Here is a 21329-nt window from a genome sequence, read left to right on the forward strand (position 1 = left end):
GTTCTAGTTCTGATTCATGATGCCGACGAAGACCTGCTCCATGTCGGGCTTGCCGAGGGCCATGTCGAGGACGTTGCCGCCCGCCGCACGGACGCCCTCCAGCAGGCCCGCCACTTCATCGAAGCTGTCGAAGCCGAAGGCAAGCTCGGCGCCGTCGGCCCGGGCCACCCGTGCCGCCAGCGGCGCCGGCAGCACGATGGGCGCAGCGAGGCTGAGGGTGAGGGTGTGGCTGGCAAAGCGCTGCAGCAGATTGGCAGTGGTATCGAGCGCGACGATGCGGCCGGTCTTGAGCATGGCGATGCGACCGCACAGGGTTTCGGCTTCTTCGAGGTAATGGGTGGTCAGCACGATGGTGTGACCGTCCTCGTTGAGCTTGCGGATGAACTGCCACAGGCCCTGGCGCAGTTCCACGTCGACGCCGGCGGTGGGCTCGTCGAGAACGATCACTGGCGGGCGATGGACCAGCGCCTGGGCCACCAGGGCCCGCCGCTTCATGCCGCCCGAGAGCATCCGCATGTTGGCGTTGGCCTTGGTGGTGAGATCCAGGTGGTGCAGGATCTCGTCGATCCAGTCGTCGTTGTTCTTGAGTCCGAAGTAGCCCGACTGGATGCGCAGCATCTCGCGCACCGAAAAGAACGGATCGAAGACCAGCTCCTGGGGCACCACGCCAAGGGCCATGCGGGCGGCGCGGTAGTCGCGCACCACGTCGTGCCCCATCACTTCGAGAGTGCCGGAGTCAGGCCGCGCCAGGCCCGCGAGACAGGAAATGAGCGTCGTCTTGCCCGCGCCATTGGGGCCGAGCAGGCCGAAGAATTCGCCCTGCCCGATCTCCAGGTCGACGCCGGCGAGCGCCTGCAGGGAACGGAAATGCTTGGTGACGCCGGCAATGCGGATCGCAGGGCTCATGGGAAAAACCGGGAGAGGCGCTCAGCGCCCGAGAGGCAGAATGGTATCGACGTCGTAGAGGGACGCCAAGCTCACCAGCGCGGCGGGGGCGCCGGTGATGGAGAACTGCCGGCCGGCGCCACGGGCTGCCCGCGTCCAGCTGAGCAAGAGGGCCAGTGCGGCCGAATCCACCTGGGTGACGGCAGCCAGGTCGACAACCCGGTCGGCCGCGGCCACGAGCGCCCGCCCCGCCTCGCCCAGCGGCGCGACGGTGGCAAGGGTGAGCGGACCTTCGAGGGTCAGCCGGGCGCCGTCTTCGCGGATCATTTCTTGGCAGAGACCGTGGTTTCGAGCTGCTTGTTCTTGTCCTTGAGGGACTTGATCAGGCCGTCGATGCCGCCGGCCCGCACTTCCTGGCCGAAGCTGTCGCGGTAGTTGGTGACGAGGCTGACGCCGGCCACCATCACGTCGTAGACCTTCCAGTTGTCGCCCTGCTTGTCGAGGCTGTAGTCGATCTGCACCGGCTTGGCACCGGCCTGGCGGACTTCGGTGCGGACCACCACGTCGGTGTCTTCGGGCTTGGCCTTGAGGGGCTTGAAGTCGATCTGCTGGTTGCGGTACTGGGTGAGCGCGTTGGAATAGGTGCGCACCAGCAGGGTCTTGAACTCCTGGGTGAGCTGGGCCTTCTGGTCGGCGCTGGCCTGCTTCCAGTCCTTGCCCACGGCGAGGCGGGTCATGTGGGCGAAATCGAAGTACGGCAGCACCTTGGTCTCGACCAGCTCGACGGCCTTGCGGGTGTCGCCGGACTGGATCGCCTTGTCCTGGCGGACGATGGTGATGACGTCGTCGGTCACGCCCTTCACGAGGGCGTCCGGGGCGACGGTGTCGGCTAGGGCGGCGAACTGCACGCCAAGGCCGAGGACGAGAGTGGCAATCAGGGAGGAGATTTTCTTCATCGCGTATTCTCTGTGTTCTTGTTCGTATTGGGGATGGCGCGCTCCGGCTTATTCGGCGCCGGAATCGTCGTCTTCATCCTTTTCCCGCGGCGGGCGGCCATCGTAGACCTGACTCCGGCGGTACTGGATGTAGAAGCTGCGCATGTAGCCGTACTTGTCGAGGGCAGCCTGATCGGCGGTGGTGTCGGCACCGAGCAGTTGGGCGCGACGGTTGATGAAGCGCAGGGCCGTCAGGCGGTTGCGCTCGCCGATGTCCTCGACGCCCCAGATCGGGTCAACGTTCAGATCACCCACCAGGCCGACGGTGTCACGCAGATTGCTCGGACCGAGGAGCGGCAGCACCAGGTAGGGGCCATCGCCCACGCCCCAGCGGCCGAGCGTCTGGCCGAGATCCTCGTCGTGCTTCTCGAGGCCCATTTCGGTGGCGATGTCGAAGATGCCGAAGATGCCGATGGTGCTGTTGATCAGCAGGCGCCCGCCATCCGACAGGCCATCGACAAACTTGCCCTGGAGCAGGTTGTTCACCCCGATCCAGAAGTCGCCGAGGTTGCCGAAGAAGTTGCCCACCCCCACCTTTACCGGCAGCGGCGCCAGATCGTAGACCTGGGCCACCGGGCGCATCACGTAGCGGTCGGCGGTTTCATTGAAGCTGAAGGTTGCCCGGTTGAGGGGCTCCAGCGGGTCCTTGGGATGTCCGCCAGTGCCGGCGCAGGCCGACAGGCCAAGGGCCAGCAGCAGCGCCAGGGCGCCGCGCCGCACGGGGGTCGAATCGGGTGTGCTGTTCTTCATGGCTTTTCCGGAGGCTGGCCGGGCCGCCTCCGCTCTCTGTCGTTGTTCCGGTTCTGCCTTACTTGGCCGGTGCGGAATCGCCCTCGGCCTTGCCGAACATGAACTGGCTGATCAGCTTTTCAAGCACAACGGCCGACTGGGTCTTCTTGATGACTTCACCGGGCGCCAGGGTCTTCTCCTCGCCGCCGGGATCGAGCCCGAGGTACTGCTCGCCGAGCAGGCCGGAGGTGAGGATGTTGGCGAAGGTGTCGGTCGGGAACTTGTAGCGCCCATCCACCGTGAAGACCACCTCGGCCTGAAAGCGTTCATTGTCGTAGCGGATCTGCTCGACTCGCCCGACCACCACGCCGGAGCTCTTGACCGGCGCACGCAGCTTGAGCCCGCCGATGTTGTCGAAATTGGCACGCAGGGTATAGGGCGACTGGATCTCGGAGCCGGAAATGCTGCCCACCTTCAGCGCCAGGAACAGCAGCGCGGCGATACCCATCGCCACGAAAACCCCGACCCACAGATCGAGCGTCGTGCGACTCATCATAGACCTCTGAACATGAAAGACGTCATCACAAAATCGAGCGCCAGGATGGCCAGCGCCGAACTCACCACCGTCCGCGTGATCGCCCGGGACACGCCTTCGGCGGTCGGCACGCAGTCGTAACCTTCGAAGACGGCGATCAGCGCCACCGCCACGCCAAAGGCGAAACTCTTGTAGACGCCGTTGAGCACGTCGTACTGGAAATCCACAGCGGACTGCATCTGCCCCCAGAAGGCGCCGTGGTCGACGCCGATGAAGACCACGCCGATCAGCCAGCCGCCAAAGATGCCCATCGTCGAGAACAGCGCCGCCAGCAGCGGCATCGAGATCACTCCGCCCCAGAAGCGCGGCGCAACCACGCGGGCGATGGGGCTCACCGCCATCATGTCCATCGCCTTGAGCTGCTCGGTGACCTTCATCAGCCCGATCTCGGCGGTGACGGCAGAACCGGCACGGCTCGCAAACAGCAGCCCGGCCACCACCGGCCCCAGCTCGCGCAGCAAGGAGAGCGCGACGAGCGTGCCCATCGCCTCGGTGGAACCGTAGCGCTGGAGGATCTCGTAGCCCTGCAGGCCGAGCACCAGCCCGACGAACAGGCCCGACACCAGGATGATGAGCAGCGAGAGGACGCCGCTGAAATACAGCTCACGGATGGTGAGGTGCAGGCGCGTGAAGGACTGCCCCGAATACACCAGGATCAGCCACAGGAAGCGGGTGATGAAGCCCAGCTGCCAGACGCCATTGATGGCCATGCGGCCGAGCTTGCGGAACACGCCCCCCATCAGGCTGCGCCTCCGGTCAGGGCCGTGGCGTAGTCGCCGGCCGGATAGTGGAAAGGCACCGGCCCGTCCGCCTCGGCGTTGACGAACTGATGCACGAAGGGGTCGGTGGAGTTGCGGATCTCGTCGGGCGTGCCTTCGGCGACCACCCGGCCCTCCGAGATGAAGTAAATGTAATCGACGATCTGCAGGGATTCGTGGATGTCGTGGGTGACGATCACCGAACTCGCCCCGAGGGCATCGTTGAGGCGCCGGATCAGCTGGCCGATCACGCCGAGGGAGATCGGGTCGAGGCCGGTGAAGGGCTCGTCGTACATCAGCAGCATGGGGTCGAGGGCGATCGTCCGGGCCAGCGCAACCCGGCGCGCCATGCCGCCGGAGAGCTCGCCGGGCATCAAGCGCGCGGCACCGCGCAGGCCGACCGCGTGGAGCTTCATGAGCACCAGATCGTTGATGAGCTCGGGCGACAGATCGGTGTGTTCGCGCAGCGGAAAGGCCACGTTGTCGAAGACCGTCATGTCGGTGAACAGCGCCCCGAACTGGAACAGCATGCCCATCCGCCGGCGCATGGCGTAGAGCGCATCGCGACCAAGGCCGGCCACATCCTGCCCATCCACCGTGACGCGCCCGCCGCAGGCCTTTTCCTGCCCGCCGATGAGACGCAGCAGGGTCGTCTTGCCGCTGCCACTGCCGCCCATGATGGCCACGACCTTGCCCCGCGGGATCGACATGGAGATGTCGCGCAGGATCGCTCGTTCGCCATAGGCGAAGCGCACGTTTTCGAGTCGGACGAGAGGCTCTGACATGGAAAAATGTTGCAATGCGGGAAGTCGATTGTAGCAGAGGGTTTGTTTCGTGGCATGCGGGGAAGCCCCATGCCGGCCAGAATTACCTCGTGACATCAAGGCGTTGAGCATCCCGAAGCGGGCTTCGCCAGAGCCGTTTATAATGCACGGTTTCGGTCCGCCCGCAGCACCAGACCCAACCCGGCCTGCCACGCGTAGCGCGACATTCTCTTCGATCTTCCCCGCCGATGCAGGAAAAAATGCAGGACAAATACCTCCCCGCCGACATCGAACGTGCCGCCCAACAGTATTGGGACGACAGCGCCGCCTTCCGCGTCTCCGCCGACGCATCCAGGCCGAAGTACTACTGCCTGTCGATGTTCCCGTACCCGTCGGGCAAGCTGCACATGGGCCACGTGCGCAACTACACGATCGGCGATGTCCTGTCCCGCTTCCACAAGATGAAGGGCTTCAACGTCCTGCAGCCCATGGGCTGGGACGCCTTCGGCCTGCCCGCCGAGAACGCCGCGATCAAGAACCAGGTGCCGCCCGCCAAGTGGACCTACGACAACATCGCCTACATGAAGCAGCAGCTCAAGTCGCTCGGCTTTGCCATCGACTGGAGCCGCGAGCTGGCCACCTGCACGCCCGAGTACTACAAGTGGAACCAGTGGATCTTCCTGCGCATGCTTGAAAAGGGCATCGCCGAGCGCAAGACCCAGGTGGTCAACTGGGATCCGGTCGACCAGACCGTGCTCGCCAACGAGCAGGTCATCGACGGCCGCGGCTGGCGCACCGGCGCGGTGGTCGAGAAGCGCGAGATCCCTGGCTACTACCTCAAGATCACCGACTACGCCGACGAACTGCTGGGCGATCTCGACCAGCTTGGCGGCTGGCCCGAGCGCGTCAAGCTGATGCAGGCCAACTGGATCGGCAAGAGCACCGGCGTGCGCTTCGCCTTCAAGCACGACATCGCCGACGCTGATAACGGTGGCGGCCCGATCGGCGACGGCAAGCTGTGGGTGTTCACCACCCGCGCCGACACCATCATGGGCGTCACCTTCTGCGCCGTGGCCGCCGAACACCCGCTCGCGCTGCACGCCGCCAAGTCCAATCCGGGCCTCGCCGCCTTCATCGAGAAGTGCAAGCACGGCTCGGTGATGGAAGCCGACATGGCCACGATGGAGAAGGAAGGCCTGCCCACCGGCCTCTACGTCACCCATCCGCTCACCGGCAAGCAGGTCGAGGTGTGGGTCGGCAACTACGTGCTGATGAGCTATGGCGACGGCGCCGTGATGGGCGTGCCCGCTCACGACGAGCGGGATTTCGCGTTTGCGAAAAAGTACGGCATTGAAATCAAGCAAGTCATCGCGCCGATTCAACTCGTAGGAATCACGGGCACCCTCCAAGACAAAGAACAGCAGCTCTACTGGAAGGGAAATACTGATGACTTCTCCGTAGATGCTTGGAGGCCCAGCTACGCGGAATATGGGGTTTTGGTGAACTCTGGCGCGTACGATGGCCTCTCAGCTGCTCAAGCCGTCGATGCCATCGCGGCCGACCTCGCCGCCCAGGAAGTCGGCGAGAAGAAGGTGCAATGGCGCCTGCGCGACTGGGGCATCTCCCGCCAGCGCTACTGGGGCTGCCCGATCCCCATCATCCACTGCGACAGCTGCGGCTCGGTGCCCGTGCCCGACGACCAGCTGCCGGTGGTGCTGCCCGAAGACTGCGTGCCGGATGGCTCCGGCAACCCGCTGCACAAGCGGGAGGATTTCCTGCACGTCGATTGCCCCAAGTGCGGCAAGCCGGCCCGTCGCGAGACCGACACCATGGACACCTTCGTGGATTCGTCCTGGTACTACGCCCGCTACGCCACCACGTTCGGCGCCGACAAGATGGTCGACGACGAGACCAACTACTGGATGACCGTCGACCAGTACATCGGCGGCATCGAGCACGCGATCCTGCACCTGCTGTATTCGCGTTTCTGGACCAAGGTGATGCGCGATCTCGGCCTCGTCGAGTACCGCGAGCCCTTCGCCCACCTGCTCACCCAGGGCATGGTGCTCAACAACGCCTTCTTCCACAAACCCGAAGGCGGCGGCAAGAACTACTTCTGGGAAAGCGAGATCGACATCCAGAAGGACGCCAAGGGCCAGATCACCGGCGCGACGCTCAAGAAGGACGGCACGGTGCTCGAGCACGAGCTCACCACCATGTCCAAGTCGAAGAACAACGGCGTGGACCCGCAGGCCCTGATCGAGCAGTACGGTGCCGACACCGCGCGCTTCTTCATGATGTTCGCCGCACCGCCCGAGCAGACCCTCGAATGGTCCGACGCCGGCGTCGAAGGCGCCTACCGCTTCCTGCGTCGCGTGTGGAGCTTCGGCCACGTCTTCGGCAGCGAGATCCGCCCGCAGATCGGCGTCCAACGCCAGCTCGCCGGCGCCAAGCTGCCGGAAGCCCTGGCCGCCTTCCGCCGCGAGATCCACCTGCTCCTCAAGCAGGCCAACTACGACCTGGGCAAGCAGCAGTTCAACACCGTGGCCTCCGCGACCATGAAGATGCTCAACGCCCTCGAAAAGGCCCCGCGCGAAGGCGCCCTCGCCGCCGAGGTGATCGAGGAATGCTTCGGCATCCTGCTGCGCGTGCTCTCGCCGCTCACCCCGCACATCAGCCACGCCCTGTGGGCCCAGCTGGGTTACGGCGACGACATCCTGGCCGCCGCCTGGCCCGAGCCCCTCGAAGCCGCGCTGGTGCAGGATGAGGTCGAGCTGATGCTGCAGGTGAACGGCAAGCTGCGCGGCTCGGTCCGCGTGGCCGCCGATGCGCCGAAGGACACCATCGAAGCGGTCGCCCTCACCCATGAGATGACCATCAAGTTCCTCGAAGGCCGCCCGGCGAAGAAGGTCATCGTCGTGCCCGGCCGTCTCGTCAACATCGTCGGCTGATCGAACGGAGGTTTCGCGTGATGCGCATCCAAGCCTGCCTGCTGCTCGTCCTGCTCGCCACCGGGTGCGCCAGCACCCCTGGCGACCGTACGTGGTACCAGAGCCTCGCCAACGAAAACGCCCGCCGGCAGTACGAACCCGGCCGCGACATCAACCGCGAACCTCCGCCGCCCAGCTTTGATGCCTACGAGCAGGAACGCCGACGCCTGAGAGAGAACCAAGCCAAATGAACGCGCCCCACTCCGCCGGCCGTCGCCGGGCCCTGCTCGCCCTCGGCGGCGCCACGCTCCTCGCAGGCTGCGGCTTCCAGCTGCGCGGCGCCCGCCCGCTGCCCTTCGACTCGATCTACCTGAACATGTACCAGTACTCGGAGCTGGCCGCCGCGATCCGGCGCCAGATCCGGGCCAACGGCAACACCATCGTCACCGACAAGGCCGAAGACGCCCAGGTGCGTCTCGAGGTGCAGGCCGACGTCAAGGACAAGGTGATCCTCGCCCTCAACACCCAGGGCCGCGTCCGCGAATACCAGCTGCGCCAGCGCTTCATCTTCCGGCTGGTCGGCAAGAACGGTCAGGAGATCATGCCCTCCAGCGAGATCTTCCTGCGCCGCGACCTGGCCTTCGACGACACCCAGCTCCTCGCCAAGCAGCAGGAAGAAACCCTGCTCTACCGCGACATGCAGAACGACCTCGTCCAGCAGCTGATGCGTCGCCTCGCCGCCGCCAAGATGCCGGAAGCGCCGCCTGCCGCCGCGCCCGCCCCGGCGCCCGCAGCCAAGCCGTGAACCTGCGCCCCGAGCAACTCGCCGCGCACCTCGACAAGCCCCTCGCCCCGCTCTACGTCCTGCACGGCAACGAGCCGCTGCTGGTCCTCGAAGCCGGCGACGCCATCCGCGCCGCCGCCCGCAAGCAGGGCTACGCCGAGCGCGAGGTGCTGGTGGCCGGCCAGGGTTTCAAATGGACGGAGCTGCAGTCCGCCGCCGGCAACCTGTCGCTGTTCGGCGCCAGCAAGCTCGTCGATCTGCGCATCCCCAACGGCAAACCCGGCCGCGATGGCGGAGAAGCCCTGCAGCGCTACGCCAAGACCCTCGACGACGGCATCGTCACCCTCATCACCCTGCCCGAGCTCGACTGGGCGACCCGCAAAGCCGCGTGGTTCGTGGCGCTCTGCGAGGCCGGCGTGGCCATCGAGACCAACGCCCCGGAGCGCGACCGCCTGCCCGACTGGATCGCCCAGCGCCTCGCCCGCCAGCAGCAGAAGGCCGGCCCCGAGGCCCTCGCGTTCATCGCCGACCACGTGGAAGGCAACCTCCTCGCCGCCCACCAGGAGATCCTCAAGCTGGGCCTGCTCCACCCCCCGGGCGAGCTGAGTTTCGATGCAGTGCGCGAGGCCATCCTCAACGTCGCCCGCTACAACGTCGATTCCCTCCGCCAGGCCATGCTCGAAGGCGACGCGGCCCGCTGCGCACGCCTTCTCGAAGGCCTCAAGGGCGAAGGCGAGGCCCCGCCGCTCATCCTGTGGGCGCTCGCCAACGAGATCCGCACCCTCGCCAACCTGCGCCAGGGCCTTGACGAAGGCCAGCCCCTGCAGGGCCTGATGAAGGCCGAACGGATCTTCGACGACCGGCGCCGTCAGGCCATCCAGCGCGCCCTGCCCCGCCTCGACGGCGCCCCCCTGCGCACCGCCATCTTGCACGCCGCCCGGATTGACCGGATGATCAAGGGTCTGGTCGGCGGCGACGTGTGGGACGAATTCCTCCAGCTATGCCTGCGCCTCACCCGCGGCGCCACGCCGGCACGGCGCTGACCCGCCGGCAATCGATTCAAAGCGAGAAAAGATGGACATCAAGACCTACATGCAGACCGTCGGCCGTCAGGCCCGCGCCGCCAGCCGCGCTGTCGCCGCCGCCTCCACCGACGCCAAGAACAAGGCTCTCCTGGCCATGGCCACCGAGATCCGCGCCCGCAAGGCGCAGCTCCTCGACGCCAACGCTCAGGATCTCGCCGAAGCCCGCGCCAATGGCCTCGAGCCGGCGATGGTCGACCGCCTCACCCTGTCTGAAAAAGGCATCGAATCGATGGCCCAGGGCCTCGAGCAAGTCGCCGCCCTGCCCGATCCGGTCGGCGAGATGACCGACCTCAAGCGCCGCCCGTCCGGCATCACCGTCGGCAAGATGCGCGTGCCGCTGGGCGTCATCGGCATCATCTACGAAGCCCGCCCCAACGTGACGGCCGATGCCGCCGCCCTGTGCCTCAAGTCCGGCAACGCCGCCATCCTGCGCGGTGGCAAGGAAGCCCTGCACTCCAACCAGGCCATCGCCGCCTGCGTGCGCGCCGGCCTGGCCGCCGCCGGCCTGCCCGAGATGTCGATCCAGGTCGTCGAGACCACCGACCGCGCCGCCGTCGGCGAGCTCATCACCATGCCCCAGTTCGTGGACGTGATCGTCCCCCGCGGTGGCAAGGGCCTCATCGAGCGCATTTCCAACGACGCCCGCGTGCCCGTCATCAAGCACCTGGACGGCAACTGCCACGTGTACGTGGACGAACGCGCCGATCCGGCCAAGGCCCTCGCCATCGTCGAAAACTCCAAGACCCAGCGCTACGGCACCTGCAACACCACCGAATCCCTGCTGGTGGATGCCGCCATCGCCCACGCCCAGCTGCCCGCCATCGGCGCCATGCTCGCCGGCAAGGGCGTCGAGCTGCGCGCCTGCCCGGCGTCGCTGGCGATCCTGCGCGAAGCCGGCGTGCCCGAAGCCCAGCTCAAGGCCGCCGTCGAATCCGACTGGACCGAGGAATTCCTCGCCCCGATCATCGCCATCAAGGTCGTCGCCGGCCTCGACGATGCCATCGAGCACATCAACACCTGCTCGTCCCAGCACACCGAATCCATCGTCACCGAGGACTACACCCGGGCGATGCGCTTCCTGCGCGAGGTCGACTCCGCGTCGGTGATGATCAACGCCTCGACGCGCTTCGCCGACGGCTTCGAATACGGCCTCGGCGCCGAGATCGGCATCTCCACCGACAAGATCCACGCCCGCGGCCCGGTCGGCCTCGAAGGCCTCACCAGCCAGAAGTGGATCGTCTTCGGCAACGGAGACGTACGCGCCTGACACCCGCCCGACGCACATCGCGCTTTCCCTGCCGGAAGTCTTCCGGTTAAGATTCAAACGCCCGTTCGAAATCGAGTAGAAACTCGATGAACGGGCGTTTGCCCATCAAAACCGAGGAGACAGCCATGCAACCCATCCTTCGCCGCGCATTCGTCGCAGCCAGCCTCACCACCGCCCTCTTCGCCGCCCTGCCGGCCCATGCAGCCGACGTCGCCGGCGTGCGCTTTGACGACCGGAGCACCGTCGCCGGCAGCGACCTCGCCCTCAACGGCGCCGGCCTGCGCACCCGCTTCATGCTCAAGGTGTACGCAATGGGCCTCTACCTGCCCCGCCACGCCGACACCCCCGACGCCATCGCCACCCTGGCCGGCCCCAAGCGCATCCAGATCGTCACCCTGCGCGACCTCACCGCCGAACAATTCGCCGACGCCCTCGTCGAGGGCCTCAAGAAGAATCACAGCGAAGCCGAGTTCGCCAAGCTCCAGGCCCGCAGCGACGAGTTCCGCAACGCCCTGCTGGCCATCAAGGCCGCCCCCGCGGGCACCCAGATCCGCCTCGAATGGCTGCCCGCCAGCGGCACCCGCCTCTCGGTTGGCAATGACGCCCGCGGCAAGGACATTCCCGGCGAAGACTTCTATCGCGCCCTGCTGCGTATCTGGCTGGGCGACAAGCCCGTCGACGCCGACCTGAAAAACGCCCTGCTCGGCAAAGGCTGAGCACCTTGCCCGGGCCGTGCCGCAGGCGCAGAATTCCGGCATGGCCCCCTTGTTCAATCCCACCGCCACCGATCGGCCGCCTTCCTCCATTCCGGCTTTTTCCGCGGTGATGTCAGCGCCATTCGGCGCGGTCGGCGTCCTCAGCGACGATCAATTGATCCAGACAATCGAATTCCTGCCCCCCGGCCAGCCGGAGATTTCCCCGGCCAATCGGCTCGCCGAAAAGGCCATCGGGCAGCTGGCCAATTATCTGTCGGACCCGGATTTCCCCTTTGATCTCCCGCTGGCCGGCCGTGGAACGCCTTTCCGGCGCCGCATCTGGGCCGCCATCGCCGCGATTCCCCGGGGCGCCACCCGCAGCTACGGCGAACTCGCCCGCGACGCCGGCAGCATCGCCCGGGCCGTCGGCCAGGCCTGTGGCGACAATCCCTTTCCGCTCGTCATTCCGTGTCACCGGGTCGTCGCGGCCGCCGGCGTGGGCGGATTCGCCCACGAGAATCATGGCCACCTAATAGACACAAAACGCTGGTTATTGCGCCACGAAGGCGCGATCTGAATTCCGGCAATACGCCGGATCATCGCCCGCCGTTTCATCAGAAATTCACATTCAACCAATCGCCATCATGTCCCGTCCCGACCAGCACGCGCCGGAAACGCCGGCCACCCGCTTCCTGCGGCAGCACCAGATTCCCTTCTCCACCCACCTCTATGCGTATGAGGATCACGGCGGAACGAAAGTCTCGTCCCGGGAATTGAATGTCGCCGAACACGCGGTCGTCAAAACCCTGGTGATGGAAAACGAAAGCCGCCAGCCGCTGATCATCCTGATGCACGGCGACCGCAAGGTCTCCACCAAGGAACTCGCCCGCCAGGCAGGGCACAAGCAGATCAGCCCCTGCGACCCGGCCGTCGCCCAGCGCCACACGGGCTACATGGTCGGCGGCACCTCGCCCTTCGGCACCCGCAAGGCCATGCCTCTATTCATGGAGCGCAGCATCCTCGACCTGCCGCTGATTTACATCAATGGCGGCAAAAGAGGCTTTCTCGTCGGCGTCCATCCCCACGACATTCTGCGGATACTCAAGCCAACCATCGTCACAGTGGCGCTTGAATGAATAACAAAAAGACTTGCCCGATCGTCAAATAAAAGTGGCAGAATAAGCGCCTGAATAAAGGCATTGAAATGCCTGCCGTGGCGATTGGTCGTCCAGCCGCCACATTCATCTCAAACGCTGATCGCACTCAAAACGCCACGCCGAAGGACAACACCGCCATGGATATCTCCACCCTTTCCCTTGCCGAATTGCGCCGTCTCCAGACCAAAGTCGAGACCGAAATCCGGCGCCGTTCCGACACGGCCAAGAAGGATCTGCTGAAGCGGATGCAGAAGCTCGCCGCCGAACACGGCATGAGCCTCACCGACGTGATCGGCGGCCAGGAAGCCACCGAAAAGGCCGCCCCCGCGCCCAAGAAGGCTGCAGCCAAGCCCGCCGCCAAGAAGGCCGCCAAGCCCGCCTCGGTGATCAAGTTCCGTCACCCGGAAAACGCCGCCATCGGCTGGACCGGCCACGGCCGCAAGCCCCAGTGGGTGATCGACTGGCTCGCCCAGGGCAAGGCCCTCGACGACCTGCGCGCCACCAGCGCCGAAGCCTGATTCAGCGCATTGCCACGCCCCCGCCGGGCTCAGCCCGGCAGGCCGGCAGTGGGAGCGTGAGCCGGAGGTTCGGCGCCATTGCGGCCGCGTTCGATGAATACGCCAACCCGCCGCACATCCTTCATCACGCCAATCTTGGCAATCGCCAGCTTCACCCACGGGGCGCCAAATTCGTCGAATAACAATTTGACGATGAATTCCCCCAGTGTCTCGATCAGATTGAATTGACGCACCGCCAGTTCGGCGCGAATCCGCTCGATCACCTTGGCGTAATCGATCGTGTCCGCAATGTCGTCATGCTCGGCTGCCGCATCCGGCACGCCAAAAGTCAGGTTGAGTTCGAGCGGCTGATCGGCAACCTGCTCCCGCGGATAGATGCCCACCCGCGACTTGACCCGCAGCGCTTCGATAAAAATGAAATCCATCGTGTGTCCCAGCTAAAATCGCGCACATTCTAGCCCGTACGCCTCCAAAAGCACTCACGCCAAAATGCATTTCGCCCTTTTGCTCCTCGCGGCCTACCTGATCGGCTCCATTCCCTTCGCGGTTGTCGTAAGCCGGCTTTTCGGCATGGCCGACCCCCGCTCCTACGGTTCCGGCAACCCGGGCGCCACCAACGTCCTGCGCAGCGGCAACAAGCTCGCCGCCGCCCTCACCCTGGTGGGCGACGCCTTCAAGGGCTGGCTGGCCGTGTGGCTGGCCGACAGCTTTGCGCCGGGCTTCGGGATCGGCGCCATCGCCGCGCCGGCAGCGGGCCTTGCTGCCTTCTTCGGCCACCTGTTTCCGGTGTTTCTCGGTTTCAAGGGCGGCAAGGGCGTGGCCACCGCTGCCGGCGTGCTGATCGGCGCCAAGGGTCTGCTGGGGCTGGCGGTGCTGGGCGTCTGGCTTGGCGTGGCCTTCACCCTTCGCTACTCGTCCCTCGCAGCCCTGTGCGCCGCGCTGGCCGCTCCGGCGCTGGCCTACCTGTTCGACCTGGGCCCCAACTGGATCACCGCCATCGCCGTGATGTCGGCGCTGCTCGTGTGGCGCCACAAGGACAACATCAAGCGCCTCGTCGCCGGCCAGGAAAGCCGCATCGGCAGCAAGAAAAAGGCCGGCTGAAACGCCGGCCCAACCACAATCCAAAACTCAATCTGCCTGCCCGACCACCATGGGCGGCCGGATGTCCTGCAGACTCCAGCGCGGCCGTACCGCAAACCGCCCCGCGGCGGGCTCAACCGTTTCGCCGGCGGCAAAACGCAGCGCGCCTGCAAAGGCGATCATCGCGCCGTTGTCGGTGCACAGCTCCAGCTCCGGATAGAACACCCGCGCCTTGCGCTTCGCTGCCGCCACATCGAGCTGGGCCCGTAGCGCGAGATTCGCCCCAACGCCCCCCGCCACCACCAGCTGCTTGAGCCCCGTGTGCTTGAGGGCCGCCATCGACTTGGCCACCAGCACCTCGACCACCGCCGCCTGAAATTCCGCCGCCAGGTCCGCCCGATCCTCCGGCACGAAATCCGGCGCCGACGCAGCGGTGAGCACCGCCGTCTTCAGGCCGCTGAAACTGAAATCGAAATCCTTGCTGTGCAGCATCGGCCGCGGCAGCTTGAAGCGCCCCGGCTTGCCCTGCTGCGCCAGCTTCGCCAGCGCCGGCCCGCCCGGATAGCCCAAGCCGATCAGCTTGGCGGTCTTGTCGAAGGCTTCGCCTGCGGCGTCATCCACCGTCTCGCCGAGCAGGGTGTAATCGCCAACGCCCGCCACCCGCATCAGCTGGGTATGGCCGCCCGACACCAGCAGCGCCACGAACGGAAAGCTCGGCGGCGTAGCCGACAGTAGCGGCGACAGCAGATGCCCCTCCAGGTGATGCACCGGCAGCACCGGCACTTCGAGCGCCACCCCCAGGGATTCGGCCACGCTCGCCCCCACCAGCAGCGCACCGGCCAGACCGGGGCCGGCGGTGTAGGCCACCGCGTCGATGTCGGCCATCGCGAGCCCGGTGACTTCCAGCGTCTCGCGCAGCAGCAGCGGCAGACGGCGGATGTGGTCGCGAGAAGCCAGCTCCGGCACCACCCCGCCGTAGGCGGCGTGCAGGTCGATCTGGGAGTGGAGACGATGGCCCAGCAGGCCCCGGCCGGTCTCGTAGATGGCCACGCCAGTCTCGTCGCAGGAGGTTTCGATGCCCAGAACGCGCATGGATCAGCCCGAAGAAAAAACGCGATTTTACCCTTCCAGGCCTCTGGGCCACACCCAAAACTGAAAATTGGGCTTGGTGGACCCGAACGACTTGGTTATACTCTTCGTTTTTCCGTCCAAAGAATTTTCGAGGAAGCACGCAATGCCGGGTATTCGCGTCAAAGAAAACGAGCCGTTCGAAGTAGCCATCCGTCGCTTCAAGCGCACCATTGAAAAAGTGGGCCTCCTGCCCGAACTCCGCTCCCGCGAGTTCTACGAAAAGCCGACCGCCGAACGCAAGCGCAAGCTGGCCGCCGCCGTCAAGCGCCACCACAAGCGCCTGCGCAGCCAGACCCTGCCCCCGAAGATGTACTAAGCAACACCCCGAGTACACGCTTCCCGCTTCGCCACGCGATACGCGCTTCAGCGCGAGCGCGTGGCGTTTGCCTTTTGGTTCGCCAGCCCGCAGCCTTGCCTTGTCGGGCCTGCGTCGCGTCGCCCACCCTTTCGCCAGGAATCTCTTTCGTGTCCCTCAAAGCCCAGATCAACGAAGACATGAAGGCCGCCATGCGTGCCAAGGAAACCGCCCGCCTGTCGGCGCTGCGCCTGCTGCTGGCCGCCATCAAGCAAAAGGAAGTAGACGAACGCATCGAACTGGATGACGCCGCGGTCATCACGGTGTTAGACAAGATGCTCAAGCAGCGTCGCGACTCCGTCACCCAGTACGAGGCCGCCCAGCGCTTTGATCTGGCGAGCGCCGAGCGCTTCGAGATCGACGTGCTCACCGCCTACAAGCCCGCCGGCCTCACCGTCGAGCAGATCGCCGCCGAGGTGGATGCCGCCATCGCCTCGACCGGCGCCGCCAGCGCCGCCGACATGGGCAAGCTGATGGCCGTCCTCAAGCCGAAGCTCGCCGGCAAGGCCGACATGGCCGAGGTTTCCAAACTGGTGAAATCCCGCCTCACCAACTAGGATTCATGAAGATGGCGCCGTAGCGGCCAGGCCGCCGGCGCCGGCTGGCCATCATGATTCCGCAATCCTTCATCCAGGATCTGCTCGCCCGCGTCGACATCGTCGAGGTGATCGAACGCTATCTGCCGCTCAAGAAGGGCGGTGCGAACTATTTCGCCTGCTGCCCGTTCCACGGCGAGAAATCCGCGTCGTTTTCGGTAAGCCCCACCAAGCAGTTCTATCACTGCTTCGGCTGCGGCGCCCACGGCAGCGCCATCAGCTTCCTGATGGAGTACAGCGGCCTCGGCTTCATCGACGCGGTGAAGGAGCTCGCCAGCAACGTCGGGATGGAAGTCCCCCAGGATGACTTCACACCCAACCGCGACCGCGTCCGCGAGCAATCCCTCACCGAACTCATGGCCCAGGCCGCGCGCTTCTATAAAGAGCAGCTCAAGCGTAGCCCGATCGCCATCGACTACCTCAAGGGCCGCGGACTGACCGGCGAGATCGCCGCCCGCTACGGCCTGGGCTACGCGCCCGAAGGCTGGCAGGCGCTGCAGGCCGCCTTCCCCGACTATTCCGCCGCCAGCCTGCTCGAATGCGGGCTGGTGCTCGAAAACGAGCAAGGCCGCCGCTACGACCGCTTCCGCGACCGCATCATGTTCCCGATCCAGGACCAGCGCGGCAACGTGATCGGCTTCGGCGGCCGCGTCCTCGGCAAGGGCGAGCCCAAGTATCTCAACTCGCCCGAAACCCCGATCTTCGAGAAGGGCCGCGAGCTCTACGGCCTCGTCCAGGCCCGCCAGGCGATCCGCGACCAGGAATGCGTGCTCGTCGTCGAAGGCTACATGGACGTAGTCGGCCTCGCCCAGTTCGGCGTGGGTAACGCGGTCGCCACCCTCGGCACCGCCGCCACACCGCACCACATCCAGAAGCTCCTGCGCCTCACCGACCGCGTCGTGTTCTGCTTCGACGGCGACGCCGCCGGTCGCCGCGCCGCCGGCCGGGCGCTCGAAGTCAGCCTCGAACATCTGGCTGACAACAAGACCCTCACCTTCCTGTTCCTGCCCGAAGAGCACGACCCGGACAGTTTCGTCCGCACCGAAGGCCCGGACGCCTTCCGCGCCGCGATGAACCGCGCCCAGCCCCTGGCCGAATTCCTCCTCGCCGAGCTGAAGAAGGACGTGGATCTCGCCACCGCCGAAGGCTGCGCCAGGCTCGTCCACGAAGCCAAGCCGCTGGTCACCCGGATCGGCGCCCCGCTGCTGCGCCTGCAGGTCATCAAGATGCTGGCCGAGACCGCCGGCTTCACCCAGGCCGAGATCGAGCAATCCTTCGGTCTCAAGAACGCCTCGGCCATGCCTCGCCGCAACGACGAACCGCCCCCCTTCGACGACTTCGGGCGAGGCGGTTTCGATCGTGGCGGCTTCGGCAACCGGGGCGATTTTGGTGGCAACAACGGCTTCGGCGGCAACGGCGGATTCCGCGGCAAGCGCCGCCAGGGCCTGCCGCGCCTCCCGCCGCGCCAGGCGCCGCAGTCGGCCATCGAGACGCTCCTCAAGCTGGTCGTCCAGCACCCCGTGTGGGCCGCCCGCCTGCCCATCGACCTGCTGCCCGGCGACACCCCGGAAGGCCTCGCCCTGATCGCCATCGTCGATGCGATGAGCGTCGGCGACCTGCCCACCCACGGCCTGGGCGCCCTGATCGAGCACTACCGCGACACGCCCCATGCGGCGGCGCTGTCCCGCGCAGCCGGCCAACTGGCCGACGAGACCATCGACGACACGACCATTGAACGCCTTTTCAACGACACGCTCTACAAGCTTGAAGCGGATCTGATCGAGAAGGAAATCGTCAGCCTCAACGCCAGAGCCCGCGAGACGAGCCTGAATACGGCCGAAAAACAGCGCCTCAAGGAGCTGATTTCCGCCAAACAGAGACTTAAGCCTCGCCCAAAAGCATCGGATTCGTAATATAATTTTCGGTTTCGCGCAAAACGCGCCGCCGAGACAACCGTCCATCAATCGGACGACAAATCGAGGACCGCCATGACCACGGACAAGCCCAAACAACCTCGCAAGGCCCCGGCCAAGCCGCGCGCCGCGAAGGTCAAGGACAAACTCGCCCCGATGATCGCCGAGGCTCCCTCGGCAGAAGAGGCTGAAGTCCGCCGCACGCGGCTCAAGACCCTGATCGCCCTCGGCAAGGAACGGGGCTACCTGACCTACGCCGAGATCAACGACCACCTGCCGGACGACCTCGTCGACGCCGAGCAGATCGAGTCGATCATCAGCACCTTCAACGACATGGGCATCCAGGTGTTCGACGTGGCCCCGGCCGCAGAAGACCTGCTGATGTCTGAAGTCGCGCCCACGGTCGTTGATGACGAGCAGGCCGAAGCCGAAGCCGAGCAGACCCTGTCCGCCGTGGATTCCGAATTCGGCCGCACCACCGACCCCGTCCGCATGTACATGCGCGAGATGGGCACCGTGGAGCTCCTCACCCGCGAAGGCGAAATCGAGATCGCCAAGCGGATCGAGGAAGGCCTCAAGCACATGATCCAGGCGATCTCCGCCTGCCCGACCACCATCGCCGACATCCTCGAGTCCGCCGACAAGATCTCCCGCGACGAGATGCGCATCGACGAGCTCATCGACGGCCTGATCGATCCGAACGCCGTCGAGGACATCGAAGCCCTCGCCGAGACCGAGGATCTCGAGGTCGACGACGCCGAGGACGACGAAGAGGAAGACGGCGACGGCGCCAGCGGCGCCCAGTCCGCGTCCCTCATCAAGATGAAGGCCGAGGCCCTCGAGCGCTTCGCCAACCTGCGCAGCCTCTACGAAAAGATGGCCGCAGCCCTCCAGAAGAAGGGTTACCAGGACAAGAACTATCTGAAGCTCCAGGAGCAGGTCTCCACCGAGCTGATGAACATCCGCTTCACCGCCCGCACCACCGAGCGCCTGTGCGACGCCGTGCGTCACATGGTCGACCAGGCCCGTGCCCATGAGCGCAAAATCCTGCACCTGTGCGTCGACAAGGCCAGCATGCCGCGTCCGCACTTCATCAAGAGCTTCCCGGGCAACGAGACCAACCTCGACTGGCTGAAGGCCGAGATCGCCGCCGGCCCGAACAACGCGCCGGTGCTGATGCGCATGCAGCCGGCCGTGCTTGAAGAGCAACAGAAGCTCATCGACCTCCAAGACCGCATCGGCATTCCGCTGAAGGAACTCAAGGACATCAACAAGCAGATGTCCACCGGCGAAGCCAAGGCCCGCCGCGCCAAGCGCGAGATGACCGAGGCCAACCTGCGTCTGGTGATCTCCATCGCCAAGAAGTACACCAACCGCGGCCTGCAGTTCCTCGACCTGATCCAGGAGGGCAACATCGGCTTGATGAAGGCCGTGGACAAGTTCGAATACCGTCGCGGCTACAAGTTCTCCACGTACGCCACGTGGTGGATCCGTCAGGCCATCACCCGCTCGATCGCCGACCAGGCGCGCACCATCCGCATCCCGGTGCACATGATCGAGACGATAAACAAGATGAACCGCATCTCCCGCCAGATCCTGCAGGAAACCGGCAACGAGCCCGATCCGCAGACCCTGGCCGAGAAGATGGAAATGCCCGAGGAGAAGATCCGCAAGATCCTCAAGATCTCCAAGGAACCCATCTCGATGGAAACCCCCATCGGCGACGACGACGACTCCCACCTGGGCGATTTCATCGAAGACAACGCCACCCTGGCTCCGGCCGAAGCGGCGCTGTACTCCAGCCTGCGCGACGCCACCAAGGAAGTGCTGGACTCCCTCACCCCGAGGGAAGCCAAGGTGCTGCGCATGCGCTTCGGCATCGAGATGAACACCGACCACACCCTGGAAGAAGTCGGCAAGCAGTTCGACGTGACCCGCGAACGCATCCGCCAGATCGAAGCCAAGGCCCTGCGCAAGCTACGCCACCCGAGCCGCTCGGAACGCCTGCGCAGCTTCCTCGACAACGAAGCCTGACCCGTCGGGCCGCACCCCGTTTCGTCGGGCCCATAGCTCAGTTGGTTAGAGCAGGCGACTCATAATCGCTTGGTCACAGGTTCAAGTCCTGTTGGGCCCACCAATCGCATCAAGCACTTAGGCCAGCCTCATGAGGGCTGGCCTTTTGCTTTTGGCGGTCTCTGCACCGCCACGCCGGCCAAGCGGGGCCGCGCTGGTTATCATCTGCGTTTCGACCACGAGGCCCTGCCATGCTGCTGCTCGCCATTGCCGACAACATCGGCACCATCACCCTCGACCGCGACCACAGGCGCAACGCCTTCTGCGAAGAGATGGTCCAGGGGTTCACCGCGGCGCTGGAATCCTTCCGCTCGGCGGGGGTGCGTTGCGTGGTGCTGCGGGCGAAGCCGGGCAGCACGGTGTGGTCGGCGGGGCACGACATCGACGAGCTGCCGGCCGCCGGGCTCGACCCGCTGGCCTGGCGTGATCCGATGCGCAAGCTGATCCGCGAGATCGAGCTGTTTCCGGCGCCGGTGATCGCGATGATCGAAGGCAGCGTGTGGGGCGGCGCCTGCGAAACCGTGTTCGCCTGCGACCTGATCGTTGCCGCCAGCGACGCCACATTCGCCGCCACGCCCGCCCGCCTCAACGTGCCCTACAACGTGGGTGGCCTGCTCACCTTCCTCAACGCCGCGCCGCTCAACATCGCCAAGGAGATGCTGTTCACCGCCGATCCGCTGTCGGTGGAGCGCCTGTGCAGCCTGGGCGTGATCAACAAGGTGGTGGACAAGGCCGAGCTCGAGGCCGTCACCTTCGCCATGGCGCACCGCATCGCCGCCAACGCGCCGCTGTCCATCGCGGTGATGAAGGAGCAGCTGCGCATCCTGGCCGGCGCCCACACCATGTCGCCAGAGGACTTCGAGCGCATCCAGGGCCTGCGCCGGGTGGTGTACAACAGCCGCGATTACGCCGAGGGCGTGCAGGCCTTCCGGGAGAAGCGCAAGCCGGTGTTCAGGGGCGAATAGCCCCCGCCCGCTACGTGCGCAAGCGTACGGCGGCGCGGGCCTGATCGGCGTAGA

At 65.7% G+C, this 21329-nt stretch carries 24 protein-coding genes and 1 tRNA gene; 16 read left to right on the plus strand and 9 right to left on the minus strand.

Annotated elements, in window-relative coordinates:
• Positions 1-3: 3 nt before the first annotated feature.
• The 7 genes from GH681_RS15370 to GH681_RS15400 are packed head-to-tail and all read right to left on the minus strand — an operon-like array spanning position 4 to position 4747.
• Positions 4-906, minus strand: a complete 903-nt coding sequence (locus tag GH681_RS15370) for an ABC transporter ATP-binding protein (protein ID WP_153162380.1) — start codon at positions 904-906, stop codon at positions 4-6.
• A gap of 21 nt (positions 907-927) precedes the next feature.
• Positions 928-1212, minus strand: a complete 285-nt coding sequence (locus GH681_RS15375) for a lipid asymmetry maintenance protein MlaB (protein WP_153162381.1) — start codon at positions 1210-1212, stop codon at positions 928-930.
• Positions 1209-1841 carry a phospholipid-binding protein MlaC gene (locus GH681_RS15380; protein WP_153162382.1) on the minus strand — a complete coding sequence of 211 codons (633 nt, stop codon included), beginning with the start codon at positions 1839-1841 and terminating at the stop codon, positions 1209-1211. Before GH681_RS15380 ends, GH681_RS15375 begins: the two co-directional genes overlap by 4 nt.
• Positions 1842-1889: 48 nt before the next feature.
• Positions 1890-2630 carry a VacJ family lipoprotein gene (locus GH681_RS15385; RefSeq protein ID WP_153162383.1) on the minus strand — a complete coding sequence of 247 codons (741 nt, stop codon included), beginning with the start codon at positions 2628-2630 and terminating at the stop codon, positions 1890-1892.
• 58 nt (positions 2631-2688) lie between these two features.
• Entirely contained in the window at positions 2689-3162 is a 474-nt protein-coding gene (gene mlaD / locus GH681_RS15390) for an outer membrane lipid asymmetry maintenance protein MlaD (RefSeq protein ID WP_153162384.1), read from the minus strand.
• Positions 3162-3944: a lipid asymmetry maintenance ABC transporter permease subunit MlaE gene (mlaE, locus tag GH681_RS15395; protein ID WP_153162385.1), complete on the minus strand. Its 783-nt coding sequence runs from the start codon at positions 3942-3944 to the stop codon at positions 3162-3164. The genes mlaD and mlaE overlap by 1 nt, the downstream gene beginning before the upstream one ends.
• Positions 3944-4747 (minus strand): ABC transporter ATP-binding protein, encoded by an 804-nt coding sequence (locus GH681_RS15400; protein ID WP_153162386.1) that lies wholly within the window; start codon positions 4745-4747, stop codon positions 3944-3946. The genes mlaE and GH681_RS15400 overlap by 1 nt, the downstream gene beginning before the upstream one ends.
• A gap of 239 nt (positions 4748-4986) precedes the next feature.
• On the opposite strand from GH681_RS15400, the gene leuS reads away from it, so the two are divergent.
• The 9 genes from leuS (at position 4987) to GH681_RS15445 (ending at position 13162) form a co-directional block, all read left to right on the plus strand.
• The gene (gene leuS, locus GH681_RS15405; RefSeq protein ID WP_153162387.1) at positions 4987-7677 is read left to right on the plus strand and encodes a leucine--tRNA ligase; all 2691 of its coding nucleotides are present in this window, start codon (positions 4987-4989) and stop codon (positions 7675-7677) included.
• 17 nt (positions 7678-7694) lie between these two features.
• Positions 7695-7907, plus strand: coding sequence for a hypothetical protein (locus GH681_RS15410; RefSeq protein ID WP_153162388.1), 213 nt, complete (start codon positions 7695-7697; stop codon positions 7905-7907).
• On the plus strand, positions 7904-8461 hold the full coding sequence (gene lptE / locus GH681_RS15415) for an LPS assembly lipoprotein LptE (protein WP_153162389.1): 558 nt from the start codon (positions 7904-7906) through the stop codon (positions 8459-8461). Before GH681_RS15410 ends, lptE begins: the two co-directional genes overlap by 4 nt.
• Positions 8458-9483 (plus strand): DNA polymerase III subunit delta, encoded by a 1026-nt coding sequence (gene holA, locus GH681_RS15420; RefSeq protein ID WP_153162390.1) that lies wholly within the window; start codon positions 8458-8460, stop codon positions 9481-9483. The genes lptE and holA overlap by 4 nt, the downstream gene beginning before the upstream one ends.
• Positions 9484-9514: 31 nt before the next feature.
• Positions 9515-10792, plus strand: a complete 1278-nt coding sequence (locus tag GH681_RS15425; protein ID WP_153162391.1) for a glutamate-5-semialdehyde dehydrogenase — start codon at positions 9515-9517, stop codon at positions 10790-10792.
• A gap of 125 nt (positions 10793-10917) precedes the next feature.
• Positions 10918-11508: a chalcone isomerase family protein gene (locus GH681_RS15430; RefSeq protein WP_153162392.1), complete on the plus strand. Its 591-nt coding sequence runs from the start codon at positions 10918-10920 to the stop codon at positions 11506-11508.
• Between the two features lie 16 nt (positions 11509-11524).
• Positions 11525-12064, plus strand: coding sequence for a methylated-DNA--[protein]-cysteine S-methyltransferase (locus tag GH681_RS15435; RefSeq protein ID WP_368666707.1), 540 nt, complete (start codon positions 11525-11527; stop codon positions 12062-12064).
• 67 nt (positions 12065-12131) lie between these two features.
• Positions 12132-12623, plus strand: coding sequence for a Cys-tRNA(Pro) deacylase (gene ybaK / locus GH681_RS15440; protein ID WP_153162393.1), 492 nt, complete (start codon positions 12132-12134; stop codon positions 12621-12623).
• A 158-nt stretch (positions 12624-12781) separates the two neighbouring features.
• Positions 12782-13162 (plus strand): H-NS family nucleoid-associated regulatory protein, encoded by a 381-nt coding sequence (locus tag GH681_RS15445; RefSeq protein WP_153162394.1) that lies wholly within the window; start codon positions 12782-12784, stop codon positions 13160-13162.
• Positions 13163-13191: 29 nt separating this feature from the next.
• On the opposite strand, the gene GH681_RS15450 is transcribed toward GH681_RS15445, so the two are convergent.
• On the minus strand, positions 13192-13587 hold the full coding sequence (locus tag GH681_RS15450) for a dihydroneopterin aldolase (protein ID WP_153162395.1): 396 nt from the start codon (positions 13585-13587) through the stop codon (positions 13192-13194).
• Positions 13588-13651: 64 nt separating this feature from the next.
• Here GH681_RS15450 and plsY point away from each other — a divergent pair, with 64 nt between their 5' ends.
• The gene (plsY, locus tag GH681_RS15455) at positions 13652-14263 is read left to right on the plus strand and encodes a glycerol-3-phosphate 1-O-acyltransferase PlsY (protein ID WP_153162396.1); all 612 of its coding nucleotides are present in this window, start codon (positions 13652-13654) and stop codon (positions 14261-14263) included.
• A gap of 27 nt (positions 14264-14290) precedes the next feature.
• On the opposite strand, the gene tsaD is transcribed toward plsY, so the two are convergent.
• Entirely contained in the window at positions 14291-15334 is a 1044-nt protein-coding gene (gene tsaD / locus GH681_RS15460; protein ID WP_153162397.1) for a tRNA (adenosine(37)-N6)-threonylcarbamoyltransferase complex transferase subunit TsaD, read from the minus strand.
• 142 nt (positions 15335-15476) lie between these two features.
• Here tsaD and rpsU point away from each other — a divergent pair, with 142 nt between their 5' ends.
• From rpsU to scpB, 6 genes are all read left to right on the plus strand, one after another.
• Positions 15477-15689 carry a 30S ribosomal protein S21 gene (gene rpsU / locus GH681_RS15465; RefSeq protein ID WP_079432811.1) on the plus strand — a complete coding sequence of 71 codons (213 nt, stop codon included), beginning with the start codon at positions 15477-15479 and terminating at the stop codon, positions 15687-15689.
• Positions 15690-15838: 149 nt separating this feature from the next.
• Positions 15839-16285, plus strand: a complete 447-nt coding sequence (locus GH681_RS15470; protein ID WP_153162398.1) for a GatB/YqeY domain-containing protein — start codon at positions 15839-15841, stop codon at positions 16283-16285.
• A 53-nt stretch (positions 16286-16338) separates the two neighbouring features.
• Positions 16339-18237 carry a DNA primase gene (gene dnaG / locus GH681_RS15475; RefSeq protein ID WP_153162399.1) on the plus strand — a complete coding sequence of 633 codons (1899 nt, stop codon included), beginning with the start codon at positions 16339-16341 and terminating at the stop codon, positions 18235-18237.
• 75 nt (positions 18238-18312) lie between these two features.
• Positions 18313-20271 carry an RNA polymerase sigma factor RpoD gene (rpoD, locus tag GH681_RS15480; protein ID WP_153162400.1) on the plus strand — a complete coding sequence of 653 codons (1959 nt, stop codon included), beginning with the start codon at positions 18313-18315 and terminating at the stop codon, positions 20269-20271.
• Positions 20272-20297: 26 nt separating this feature from the next.
• Positions 20298-20374 (plus strand) — tRNA-Ile (locus GH681_RS15485).
• Positions 20375-20501: 127 nt separating this feature from the next.
• A complete protein-coding gene (gene scpB / locus GH681_RS15490; RefSeq protein ID WP_153162401.1) occupies positions 20502-21275 on the plus strand; it encodes a methylmalonyl-CoA decarboxylase in 774 nt (257 codons plus the stop codon).
• Positions 21276-21329: the final 54 nt, after the last annotated feature.

Origin of the sequence: Zoogloea sp. 1C4, from assembly GCF_009469605.1 — a bacterium.
GTDB classification, from domain to species: domain Bacteria; phylum Pseudomonadota; class Gammaproteobacteria; order Burkholderiales; family Rhodocyclaceae; genus Zoogloea; species Zoogloea oryzae.